Source organism: Nostoc sp. CHAB 5715 (genome assembly GCF_020829685.1).
Classification (GTDB): Bacteria; Cyanobacteriota; Cyanobacteriia; order Cyanobacteriales; family Nostocaceae; genus Nostoc.
The window spans coordinates 1-11,537 of the sequence record NZ_JAIVFR010000097.1 but is presented as its reverse complement, the minus strand read 5'-3'; the positions used below and the strand labels follow the sequence as shown (position 1 = coordinate 11,537).

The following is an 11,537-nucleotide window of genomic DNA, read 5'->3' as shown; positions in this document are numbered from 1 at the left end:
TGTCCGATAAATTACTTGTGATATGTCAAAAGCGAGTGGAACGAAGTGAAACGAAGCAATCACAACGTCTGGAGCGATTGCTTCACTCCGTTCGCAATTGACTTGTGTTTAACCGGACGTGATATAAGTCCCTTACCCGCTAGCAGCTTTTCACCCTGAACGCTTACGTTAGCTTTGAGTGAGTCACGGTAGTCAATCAATTCATTGGTCAACTCGTTCTTTGGTAAGCTTCCTGTTTTCACGCCGATTAGAACATATTGCTACAAGCTGATTCGGCATAGGGATGAACCGCTAGCTTTCTCTACAAGCCCATCCCCCGACTGTTCTAAAACCGTACCCAAACCTAACCTCATTTTGAAGGTGTCGCGGCTGCGGTTGCGTTTGATAAGAGGCAGGGGGTAGGGGAAAAGGTACAAACCAAGCCGCGAAATTAATCACGGTCATCGTCATCGTCATCATCACCGCGATGTCTGTAATCCCGGTCATCGTCGTCATCATCACGGCGATGTTTGTACTGGCGATCGCTATTATCCCATTCTTCATCACGTTTTTTCTGCTTGCCACCGACTATATTTCTGAACATATCCCCTATTTCCATAATTTCCTCCTGAGTTAGCAAATCTCCTTATTCAGGATCACTTTAGTAGTTTCTCTAATGCTTGTGGCGGATAAATCTTCCAGCAGATGTAGATAAAAATAAAATTATCCCGAACTTTGGGAGTGTCGCAGAGTAGTGATAAAGTATTTTTCAACACCTACTAACTGTGAATTTAATTAATCAGTAGTCAGTTTTTCAACTTGGAATTTTGAATTGCTTATGTCTAACCTGCCACCACTGAATACAGAAACAATTTGGGCAATTCTTAACGAAAAACTTGATGATGCCACAGTCAACCAGTTGCTATGGCATTATTTAGGTTATCGCTATGATTCCTCAACTGCACAATGGGACACTACCCTAGTTGCACCAGGATGGCAAGATGAGTACCCCCAACCACCAAATTTTATTGAATCTCGCCCCGCAATAGTCAAGTTGACTCGTTCCATTCCTGTTGAAAATAAACAAATGCTCAAAGAAAAACTGGGTTTCAAAGGTTACAAAATTGGGGAATTTGGGCCTCGGCAAACTCGCAGAGCAACGGCGGCAAATTGGTTGTTAAGTTATCTGCAACAAACTAACGGCAAAATTGATTAAGGAGGCAGGAGGCAGGAGGCAGCTATGCTGGAGGAATCCTCATAATTAACAATTCAAAATTCAAAATTCAAAATTCAAACATTTTAGACATCTCAGACGGGGATTTAAACCCCGACTGAAACTGGTGCTACATATAATGGTTGGGGTCTTAAACCCTTGAACTTACGATAAATTTAGGGGATTTAATAAGGACGCTATAAATATGCGCCTACTCGATGGAATACATATTTTTTGTTTTTCATAAATAAATTTACGCGATGCACTGAGCGTAGCCGAAGTGTGCTCTTAACCCCCTTGAGCAGAGGGCAAAAAATATATTTTATCGCTTGTGTTTTAGGGTTTAAAACCCCATCCCCAATGCCAAAGCTTGTAATGCGATTGAGGTCTAAATCCCCTACCTAAACGTAATTGCGAACTTGTACTGAGCTTGTCCTGAGCGTAGCCGACTTGTACTGAGCGGCGTCGAAGTAAGGGCGTAGCCGAAGTATTGCGAATTGCGAATTGTTTAATCCTCCTGCCTCCTGCCCTCTGCCTTTCTTCGGTAATCTTATACAGCAGATATTTAGCAATAACTATTTTAGTTTTACTTAATGTCTGCTAATTAAGAACTTAATAAAAACTTTTAAGTTTTAGTATTATAGGCAGTAAGTGTACTAAATATAATCTGGATATTAGTTAAAAAATAAATTCTAAAAACAGTCATAGATAGCCAAAAAGTAGTTATTTTTATAAAATTTTTATAAAATCATCCTCAAGATAGAAGCGCTAGTTATATAATTATTTCTTTAGAGCGATTTGTTAACTCAATTGAGTATCAGAGAATACTTCTATCAACCCTTGATATTACAAACAGTTCTATGTCAAAGCCAATTGAATTTAATTTATTTGCGCCTTATAACAAAGGAGCCGCATTAATTGGTTCTTTTTCTAATTGGCAAGAAATTCCAATGGAGAGAGGTGATGATGGTTATTTTCGTACAAGTGTTGAACTAGAAGACGGCGATTATCAATATAAATTCCGTGTTCAGACTAATTCATGGTTTTTTGAACCAGAACAATGGGTTGATGTCACAGATCCCTATGCAACTGATATTGATGAACTAAGTGGAAAAGATGACGGTGTAATCCACGTCAAAGATGGAAAAAGGATTACCGATACATACCTTTGGCAAAATGATGATAAACCTTTACCTGCTGACCACGAATTGGTAATTTATGAATTGCATGTCGGTGATTTTTCTGGTGGCGAGGATGATCCTTATGCACGAGGCAAGTACAAACATGTTGTTGAAAAGTTAGATTATCTATCTGAATTGGGAATTAATGCTATTGAGTTAATGCCACTTAAAGAATATCCTGGTGATTATAGTTGGGGTTATAACCCCCGCCACTTCTTTGCAACAGAATCTAGTTATGGTTCTACTGCTGAGTTGAAAAAATTGATTGATGAGTGTCATGGCAGAGGTATTCGTGTAATTATTGACGGTATTTATAACCACTCAGAAGCATCTAGTCCGTTAACACAAATTGACCACGATTATTGGTTTCATCACTCGCCCCGTGACCCTGATAATAACTGGGGACCAGAATTTAATTACGAACATTATGACGAAAATTTAGAAATTCATCCAGCGCGGAAATTTATTGGTGATACAATCCGCTTTTGGATATCAGAATATCATCTTGATGGTATTCGCTATGATGCAGCACGGCAAATTGCCAACTACGATTTCATGCACTGGATTGTTCAGGAAGCCAAAAAAACTGCTAGCATGAAGCCTTTTTACAACGTTGCCGAACACATTCCTGAAACTACCAGCATTACCAATGTAGATGGACCAATGGATGGTTGCTGGCATGATAGTTTCTATCACTGCATTCTAGAACATATCTGCGGTGATACATTTGATTTAGAGCGTCTCAAAGATGTCATTGACTGCAAGCGCCAAGGCTTCTTGGGTGCTACCAATGTAGTAAATTATCTCACCAACCACGACCATAACCATATCATGGTAGAACTGGGGAACCGTGAGATTTTTAACGAAGAAGCCTTTAGGCGGGCTAAATTAGGAGTAGCCATCCTAATGACTGCTGTTGGCGTACCTTTGATTTGGATGGGAGAAGAATTTGGTGAGTACAAACCTAAACAACCTGAATCATCGAAAATCGATTGGACGCTGTTAGGTAATGATTTAAATCGTGGTTTATTTGAATCATACAAAGGCTTAACCAACCTGCGTAAAAGTAATCATGCTCTTTACACAGAAAATATTGATTTTATCCACGAAAATGCAGAAGCAAAAGTATTAGCTTATACTCGTTGGAATGATGAAGGTTCTCGTGTAGTCGTAATTGCAAATTTCTCAGAAAATTTCCTAGCTGACTATCATGTTCCTAACTTTCCTAGCGCTGGTACATGGCACGAGTGGACAGGCAATTATGATGTCGAAGCTGGTGACGATGGCATCGTAACTGACTTAGGGCCATACGAAGCCAAAGTGTTTGTATGGCAGTAATTACAGCAGAATTCAGGAGCAAAACACGCTTTATACCTGGGTAACAGACTTAGCTTGTATACCTCAGCAACTTGAAATCTGCTGTATATACACTACTACTGAGTAAGTAGTTCAATAGTAAAGACAAAGGGGGAAAATATTTCCCCTTTTTCAGTCATTAGGACTTACGTATTGACAATAAATACCAAATATGGGTTAATACGCTTGGGTTAAGAAGAATAGTAGGTTGAGTTGAGCGTAAGCGTTACCCTCTTTTGATAACTAAATATAGCAAAAAATCTTTAGTCTACTCAGTAGACTTTAGCTAAAAGCCAAAGAACTTTAGTTCAAGGCGGGTGAGTCAAGCTTTCGGTTAAGCTAGTTTTAGCTCAAGTTGACACCAATGAGCTGGCTCGTGCCCCTACAGCATAGTCTATTTGCGATCGCAGGATAATTAAGAAAAGCTTAAAACAACCGTTTTAAAATTTCATGGGTTTGTGTTACACTTTTGATTTGAAGTGTGTATATAGAATTGCCAGAGCATCACCATGCACAACAAATTATTTAATAGTAATATCGACAACGCTAATATTGAGAACGATCGCATCTTATTAACTCCCAATGAAGTCAAATCAAAATTACCTTTAACACAATTAGCCGAGCAAAGAGTTTTAGCATATAGACAGCAAATAGAACAGATCCTAGATTTTCAGGATCGCCGAAAATTTACAGTAGTTGGCCCATGCTCAATCCATGACCCAAAAGCAGCACTCGAATATTCTGAAAGGTTGAAAAGATTGGCCGAGCGCGTCCAGGATAAGCTGCTACTAATTATGCGAGTGTACTTTGAAAAACCAAGAACAACCGTAGGCTGGAAAGGGTTAATTAACGATCCAGATATGGATGATTCTTTCCATGTAGAAAATGGGTTATTAATTGCACGGGATCTATTATTAAAAATTACAGAATTGGGATTGCCTGCTGGTACAGAAGCACTAGATCCAATCATACCTCAATATATTAGTGAACTAATTACGTGGTCTGCTATTGGGGCACGCACGACCGAATCACAAACTCACCGCGAAATGGCAAGTGGACTTTCGATGCCTGTGGGTTTTAAAAACGGTACTGACGGCAATATTCAAGTAGCTTTGAATGCCCTACAATCAGCTAGAAACCCACATAGTTTTCTAGGAATTAATCAAAACGGACAGGTCAGCGTCTTTCAAACTAAAGGTAATGGCTACGGTCACGTAATTTTAAGGGGTGGTAGTCAACCTAACTTTGATGTGGCAAATGTCAAACTGGTAGAAGAGAAATTAAAACAGGCAGATTTACCATCGAGGATTGTTATCGACTGTAGCCACGGCAATACCAATAAAGATTACAAATTACAAGGTGCTGTTTTAGAAAATATTATTCAGCAAATAGTAGATGGTAATACATCAATAGTTGGCATGATGCTGGAATCGCATTTGTATGAAGGTAGTCAACCAATTACTGGTAAAGATGAATTAAAATATGGGATTTCTGTAACTGATAAATGTATTGGTTGGGAAGAAACCGAAAAAATTATTTTAGCTGCTCACGAAAAACTTAAATAAATACCATAGTGTAGGTTCCCCTCTAATCTCTACTCTGCTAACAACAGGAGCGATCGCTGTTAACCACAAAAGCGGCGATCGCACTCTATCAGCTAATTCGCTGTAGTAGTACCTCATTAATAACTGTTTGATAGCCAATGCCTCTTTTTTGGGCTTCTTCTTTCGCCCAAGCTAGGATTTTCGGGTGAAGTCTGAGAGAAATTAATTCATACTTCTCATCTTCATGTTTTGGTGGTCTACCCCGCTTTATCAACTTCATGCCAAACTGTTCAGAAATTGCTTCTTTGAATTTCTGACTTTCTTCTGGTGTGACTCGCCTTGCCCTCTCGAAAGGGAACTCAGATTCCTTCTTCATATCTTTGACGCTCTATTTTTGTTGCTTTTCTCGCACTTATTATCCTGATCTGTTCGCCACGCATTGTAAAGACAACCACGATCATTGAGCCATTTTCCGCTTCTCCAATTGCCCATTCTCTTTCTTCTTGCTCGGAATGCTTGGAGTCTTCCGTAAACAAGAGATAGGGATCGGCAAAAACTGTCACGGCTTCCTCAAATGTAATACCATGCTTAAGAAAATTAGACTCAGCTTTGTTGTCGTCCCACTCAAAGCGCATTTATAGTATATACTAAAAATCTGTTTTCCAGTTATTTTATACTGGCTGATTGCCCAACTGAATTCTGATATCATGTCCGCTTGATTACTTACTAAACCCGCAGAACCCCACCCCGCCAATCGTCGCTTTGTCTCCCCTCCCCAATGCTTTGGGGAGGGGATTAAGGGGAGCCAGCGCGGTCTTGGGGGTTTCCCCCATGAGCGACTGGCGTGTGGGGTGCAATGACTGTGGGAATCATAACTAATTATCCGGACATGATATGACTACTGACTTCAGAATTCTGTTTCGATAAAATCATCTTTCACACTATTAATAGAGTGTCATATCCATAGAAAGATAGAAAGAATACTTCAGCCAATTAGATAACATCAATTTTAATTCTGATAATTGTTGTGTTTATTCAGATTAACTTTCAATGGTATTACAGAACCAATATTGCAGTAAATATTACCCCAAATTCTCCTGCGGGGTATTTTTTTGAATTAGCGATATTTACGACGAGCTGGTTTACAGATGCTGCGCGTAGCTTGCTTCTGGGTGGAGGTACGCTAAAGCCAAGCAAATCTATTAAGCCTGTAATGCCTTAAACCACTTATTCAAAACTGTGCTGATAGTTTTCTTAATCTCATGCTTACGATTCCATTTCTGGAATGCCATCTCATACTCTTCGCCTTTCATTTGAAACGTATTCCAGACATCCAGTCCTACAGGCAATCCGCAGAATAGCAAAATGTACAACGACCAAGAAATTCCGCCACCAGTAATTAAATTTAGAAGTATAAAAAAGCCATTTAAAATTGCATAATTTCCTAGACGCTTCTGAAATCTTCTGATGCGGTAAGCGTCAAAAGCCTTTCGCCGTTGGACTTGTCCCTGTTGTATTACCCAATCGCGTTCTGCTAACTTTAAAGACTCAGGTGATATTTCTAACTCAGCAGCAATTTCTAATATCTGCTCATAAGAAAATTCTGTATCTTTGGCGTCAGCTTGACGAGCGATCGCTAATTGCAGAATTTGTTGGACATCATCTTGGCTATAAGAGCGGAGGCTCTTGGGTTCAAATGTCGTCATAATTCTTTCTCTTATATTACTTTTAATAGAAATTTGCTGCCCGATAGATTTTAAGCAGCTACGCTAGTACTATTTCCATTATTACATTAGCAAATCTATTAGTCATTGGTCATTGGTCATTAGTCATTAGTCATTCTCCCCCTGCTCCCTCATCTCCCTCATCTCCCCACTCCCCACTCCCCACTCCCCACCAATGTGAAGACTCTCCAAACATCCAGATATTATTAAGATGCAGCAGAGGATAATAACGAAGTAACTAAGCAGTAAGAAGGATGTAACTCAATGGTTGAAGAAAATGGATCGATTCGTACCCTATCGGTTGATATTGGCGGTAGTGGCGTTAAGACTATGGTTTTGGATATTACGGGGAATCCTGTAACGGAAAGGGCGCGTTTAGATACACCCCAACCTGCTACACCAGAGGTTGTAATTAATGCAATTGTTGTCTTAGCAGCCGCTCAAGGTGAATTTCATCGCGTTTCCGTCGGTTTTCCCGGTGTGGTGCGGTGCAAAGTCACGGAAACTGCGGTAAACTTACATCCAGATTGGATTGGATTTGATTTGGAAACAGCATTATTAAAACACTTAAACAAGCCTGTACGGGTGATTAATGATGCAGACATGCAGGGGTTTGGTGCGATCGCAGGTAAAGGTGTCGAACTGGTGATTACTTTAGGTACGGGGTTTGGTTCGGCTTTATTTGTAGATGGGAAGCTGGTGCCGAATATGGAAATGGGACATCACCCGTTTCGCAAAGGAGAGACTTTTGAGCAGCAGTTGGGACGTGCAGAGTTAGAAAAAATTGGTGAGAAAAGATGGAACAGGCGTTTAGAAAAAGCGATCGCATCCTTGCAACATCTGTTCAATTATGATTACCTTTACATTGGTGGCGGTGAAGCTGTGAGAGTGAATTTGCAGCTACCGTTAAATGTAAAACTCATCCCCAATATCGCTGGTTTATTAGGCGGTATTGCTTTGTGGCGAGATGAGAAAAGGTAAAAACTTTTTCAATATTCACAACTGGGCGTACTAAGCGATGTCTCTGAGGGGCTACGCCTACGCACTTTTTATTAAGGTGCTTCTTTCTCAATATTTAAAATTTTTATAAAAATTAACACAGGTTAAGTAAGAGAATTGCACATGTTTTTAGTCATTTGTCTTTAGTCTTTAGCTAATGACAAATGACAAATGACAAATGACAAATGACAAACTAACGGTACTTATGCTGCTCTAATAGCTGTTGCGCTCTTGGCTTGTAAATTAAATAGAACAAAGCCTCAAGATAACGCAACAAATCTTCCCGATTTTCCTTCGAGGTAAAGTTCCAGAAGCCATAAATCCGTGCCAATGATAACAGCTTGCTAGTGTGAATTTTCCAAGTATAGGTGCTATAAACTCGGTCAATTGCTCGCTGCGAAATTTCATTCCAATAGTTAGAATTCTGTTCGCATTTTGTGATAAAATCAACAATTTTTGTGGCTGTCTCGTCTAAATTTGTTGGGTTAATCAAAAAGCCATTGACCTTATCTTGAATAATCTCCAGTGGGCCACCAAACTGTGTGGCAAAAGTCGGTAATCCTGAAACCATCGCCTCTAAAATTGTTAAACCAAAAGCTTCAAATAAAGCTGGTTGTACAAAAATTCCTTGATGATCGGCAATGACTCGGTAAATTTCACCAGAATCAGTTTTAGACAAGCGCACACCCAGCCAACGAATCTTCCCGTGGAGATTGTACTCCTCAATTATTTGGTAAAGTTTGATAATTTCGTTACGTTCTTCGTTGTCGCCTGATTCTTCGACGCGCAATTTACCCGCCACCAAAATTAAATTGCAATGCTCCTGTAATTTTTTACTTTGACCATAACATTCAGCTAAACCTGTGAGGTTTTTGATGTGGTCAAGACGCGCCATTGAGAAGAGAGGGCGCTTGTTAGGATCGTCGAGTTTGCCAAAGATTTGCGTGGGGTCTTCCAGAGTAAAAAGTGTTTCTGCAAGGCGTTGGCGATCGCTCTCTACTCGATCTTTAGTCCGGGTGTAGGGGAAGTAATTATTTTCGTTTACTCCAGGCGGTACGACATTAAATTTGGGACTAAATAATTCAATGCCATTGGTCACATGATACAACTCCGGCATGGTGAAGCACTTATAAGACTCGTACTGTCCCACACTATCCGGTGTTCCCACAATTTCTTGGTAGGTGCTGCTGACAACAAAATTCGCAGCATTCATTGCAATCAAGTCAGCTGTGAATTGCAATGAAAAATGATATTTATCTTCTAATTCTTGCCAGTAGAGGTTACTGAATAAGTATTTAGATTTTTCCAAAGCATGGGCAACATTGCATTGGGTAACTTTCAGCCGTCGCGCCAGCAAGAATGCCACTAAATTCCCATCAGTATAGTTTCCAACTATTAAGTCAGGTCTGCCGTGAAATTCTGCCCGTAGTTCTCTTTCTGAATCAATGGCGAAAGTTTCTAGATAAGGCCAAAACTCAAATCGGGAAATCCAGTTTTGAGTCATGTTAGGATTAAATTCCCGTAAAGGGACTCGCAAAATCCAGGCATTTTCGGTATCGTGGACTTTTTCTAGCCGTTGATTACAAAGAGTGCCATCACTATTGGGAATCAAGCGGGTGAGAATAATTACCTTTGGCTCGACATTTAATTTCTCTAAACCTGCAAGCAGGACATCTTCTTGTAGCTGCTTCTCTAGGCTCTTTGCCTGGTCGAGGACGTAAACTACCTGACCACCGGTATCTGGACGCCCCAACACTCCCTCTTGCCCAAACCAACCGTGGGCTGAAACCAAGACGATTTTAAAAATCATCGGGATACGAGAAATGAAGGCTTCTAGGGTCTGGGAATCGGCAGAATCAATCAATTCATCGAGGATATTTAAAGTTTCCCGTACTCGCCCTGCGGTGTTACCCCAACCCGGTTCAAAACCCATTGACTGTAATTGGAACCGGAATTGCTCGTAGGGTTCATCATCGGGGCGATTATTAACAAAACCAATAGCTTTCTTAACTTGCTCGGAAAGTTGCTGCTGTGATTGAATGCGATCGTTAATCAGCAGTTGCACACCGTTGTATTGGTGCAGGCGCAAGAAATTAAATAAGCTGTCGAGCAATTGTTTGGAGTCTTGAAAGATTTGGCTGGATAGATAGCGGTTGAGAAATTGTACTCCCTTACCAATATTTTTGGGGTCGCGGATGACTGGGGTGTAGTCATAAAACGGTCCGAAGTCCAACTCTAGCAGGTCGCCCTCGTTGGGATGATATTTATTCACCAAGCGATCGCGCAGATCGAGCAAATCCTGCACTGTCATCGGCTCAATGCTTAAGTCTGATGTCAACCAATAAACTTCTTGGCTGGCAATCTTAGAACGGATAATGAAACAAAAGTTTGAGTCCTCCTGAATAATTTCTTGAGTATAGTAAATCAGTTTGCCTAACTCAGAGGTAGTATAAAATTCCTCGGGTTTCTGGGACTTTGAGCAATACTCACTATATACATTCAGTATGTCATTCCGCAGCAAGTACTTCTTTTCTTGTTGGCGTAATTCACTAAGAAAAGAACGTAAATCACTTCTTTCTTCACTATCTAAGACTGCTTGAAGCAATTCAGACATGGCAACTCCACTAGATGACGATGTTTGCATTGTTGACTTTCAAGGCGAGACAAATAAGCCTCCACCTTTTGTTAGACCACATATAAACACGAAATAACACAGATAAATTGTATTTATCTGTGTACCTACAAATATCAACTTTTCAGCAGGCACTTAAATCGTGTTCTTCTTTACCTAAAGTATCTATGACTCAGTATTTTTGGCTCTAACTAAAGGAATACAATTTTTGTTTCTTTTGATATAGCAGTCCTAAATCATTTGTGAAATATTTTTCTCTTTGCTGTCATTAGTCATTAGTTATTTGTCCTTTGTAATCACAAATGACCAAGGACAAATGACTAAGGACGACCATAACAAAATTTTCACGACTCAAATAGGATTGCTATATAAGCCTATATCAGAGCAAAATAATTTAATTATTTTGCTGCTAGGAATAGCTAGAAAATATCTCCTGGATCTGCGGAGCGGAGTTTGTTGATAGCAAGCGCTCCTGATGCTATACACATCAAAACAGTTGAAGTTAAGACAATGAGTGCATTATTAATGGTCATCAATATTGGTAATTTAGTTGCTTCTGCTGCAAAACTATATAGCAAAACAGAAGTAATAAATCCTGGTATATAACCTAAAATTGCCAAAATTAAAGCTTGCTGAAATACCACATTTAATAAATATTTATTGGCATAACCTATGGCTTTTAAAGTGGCGTAAGCAACGAACTGTGTAGCAATATTGCTGTAGAGAATTTGATAAACAATAACTACACCAACAACCGCAGCCATTGTCAACATCAAGTTAAGTATAAAACCAATAGGCGTTCTAACAGCCCAATATTTTTTCTCAAACTCAATAAAGCCTTGGCGTGTAAAAACTTGGACATCATTAGGCAAAATTGCTTGCAAATTTTTTAGTACTGTTTCTGCATTA

General features: G+C 39.8%; 10 protein-coding genes. 4 read left to right on the top strand and 6 right to left on the bottom strand.

Features of this window, described 5'->3' with window-relative positions:
- Positions 1-430 precede the first annotated feature (430 nt).
- The gene (locus LC574_RS07875) at positions 431-598 is read right to left on the bottom strand and encodes a hypothetical protein (RefSeq protein ID WP_229452597.1); all 168 of its coding nucleotides are present in this window, start codon (positions 596-598) and stop codon (positions 431-433) included.
- A gap of 219 nt (positions 599-817) precedes the next feature.
- Between LC574_RS07875 and LC574_RS07870 the strand changes: the two genes are divergently transcribed.
- From LC574_RS07870 to LC574_RS07860, 3 genes are all read left to right on the top strand, one after another.
- Entirely contained in the window at positions 818-1,195 is a 378-nt protein-coding gene (locus LC574_RS07870) for a DUF1823 family protein (protein WP_229452595.1), read from the top strand.
- Positions 1,196-2,052: 857 nt separating this feature from the next.
- The gene (locus tag LC574_RS07865) at positions 2,053-3,711 is read left to right on the top strand and encodes an alpha-amylase family glycosyl hydrolase (protein ID WP_229452593.1); all 1,659 of its coding nucleotides are present in this window, start codon (positions 2,053-2,055) and stop codon (positions 3,709-3,711) included.
- A 527-nt stretch (positions 3,712-4,238) separates the two neighbouring features.
- On the top strand, positions 4,239-5,294 hold the full coding sequence (locus tag LC574_RS07860) for a 3-deoxy-7-phosphoheptulonate synthase (RefSeq protein WP_229452591.1): 1,056 nt from the start codon (positions 4,239-4,241) through the stop codon (positions 5,292-5,294).
- An 88-nt stretch (positions 5,295-5,382) separates the two neighbouring features.
- Here LC574_RS07860 and LC574_RS07855 read toward each other — a convergent pair whose 3' ends face one another.
- The 3 genes from LC574_RS07855 to LC574_RS07845 all read right to left on the bottom strand — a co-directional run bounded on the left by LC574_RS07855 (position 5,383) and on the right by LC574_RS07845 (position 6,979).
- Complete coding sequence (locus LC574_RS07855) at positions 5,383-5,649, bottom strand: BrnA antitoxin family protein (RefSeq protein ID WP_229452589.1); 267 nt, start codon at positions 5,647-5,649, stop codon at positions 5,383-5,385.
- Positions 5,633-5,908, bottom strand: a complete 276-nt coding sequence (locus LC574_RS07850; protein WP_229452587.1) for a BrnT family toxin — start codon at positions 5,906-5,908, stop codon at positions 5,633-5,635. Before LC574_RS07850 ends, LC574_RS07855 begins: the two co-directional genes overlap by 17 nt.
- 567 nt (positions 5,909-6,475) lie before the next feature.
- The gene (locus LC574_RS07845) at positions 6,476-6,979 is read right to left on the bottom strand and encodes a 2TM domain-containing protein (protein WP_229452585.1); all 504 of its coding nucleotides are present in this window, start codon (positions 6,977-6,979) and stop codon (positions 6,476-6,478) included.
- 282 nt (positions 6,980-7,261) lie between these two features.
- Here LC574_RS07845 and LC574_RS07840 point away from each other — a divergent pair, with 282 nt between their 5' ends.
- Positions 7,262-7,978 (top strand): ROK family protein, encoded by a 717-nt coding sequence (locus tag LC574_RS07840; protein WP_229452583.1) that lies wholly within the window; start codon positions 7,262-7,264, stop codon positions 7,976-7,978.
- 211 nt (positions 7,979-8,189) lie between these two features.
- Here LC574_RS07840 and LC574_RS07835 read toward each other — a convergent pair whose 3' ends face one another.
- Both LC574_RS07835 and LC574_RS07830 read right to left on the bottom strand, forming a co-directional pair.
- A complete protein-coding gene (locus LC574_RS07835) occupies positions 8,190-10,610 on the bottom strand; it encodes a sucrose synthase (protein ID WP_229452599.1) in 2,421 nt (806 codons plus the stop codon).
- 437 nt (positions 10,611-11,047) lie between these two features.
- Positions 11,048-11,537 (bottom strand): FtsX-like permease family protein (locus tag LC574_RS07830; protein ID WP_229452581.1); only part of this gene is annotated, 490 nt, incomplete at its 5' end.

What these genes read in the sequence shown, in the direction of transcription:
- LC574_RS07875 (WP_229452597.1), bottom strand. Translation starts at nt 598, where the DNA reads ATGGAAATAGGGGATATGTTCAGAAATATAGTCGGTGGCAAGCAGAAA.
- LC574_RS07870 (WP_229452595.1), top strand. Translation starts at nt 818, where the DNA reads ATGTCTAACCTGCCACCACTGAATACAGAAACAATTTGGGCAATTCTT.
- LC574_RS07865 (WP_229452593.1), top strand. Translation starts at nt 2,053, where the DNA reads ATGTCAAAGCCAATTGAATTTAATTTATTTGCGCCTTATAACAAAGGA.
- LC574_RS07860 (WP_229452591.1), top strand. Translation starts at nt 4,239, where the DNA reads ATGCACAACAAATTATTTAATAGTAATATCGACAACGCTAATATTGAG.
- LC574_RS07855 (WP_229452589.1), bottom strand. Translation starts at nt 5,649, where the DNA reads ATGAAGAAGGAATCTGAGTTCCCTTTCGAGAGGGCAAGGCGAGTCACA.
- LC574_RS07850 (WP_229452587.1), bottom strand. Translation starts at nt 5,908, where the DNA reads ATGCGCTTTGAGTGGGACGACAACAAAGCTGAGTCTAATTTTCTTAAG.
- LC574_RS07845 (WP_229452585.1), bottom strand. Translation starts at nt 6,979, where the DNA reads ATGACGACATTTGAACCCAAGAGCCTCCGCTCTTATAGCCAAGATGAT.
- LC574_RS07840 (WP_229452583.1), top strand. Translation starts at nt 7,262, where the DNA reads ATGGTTGAAGAAAATGGATCGATTCGTACCCTATCGGTTGATATTGGC.
- LC574_RS07835 (WP_229452599.1), bottom strand. Translation starts at nt 10,610, where the DNA reads ATGTCTGAATTGCTTCAAGCAGTCTTAGATAGTGAAGAAAGAAGTGAT.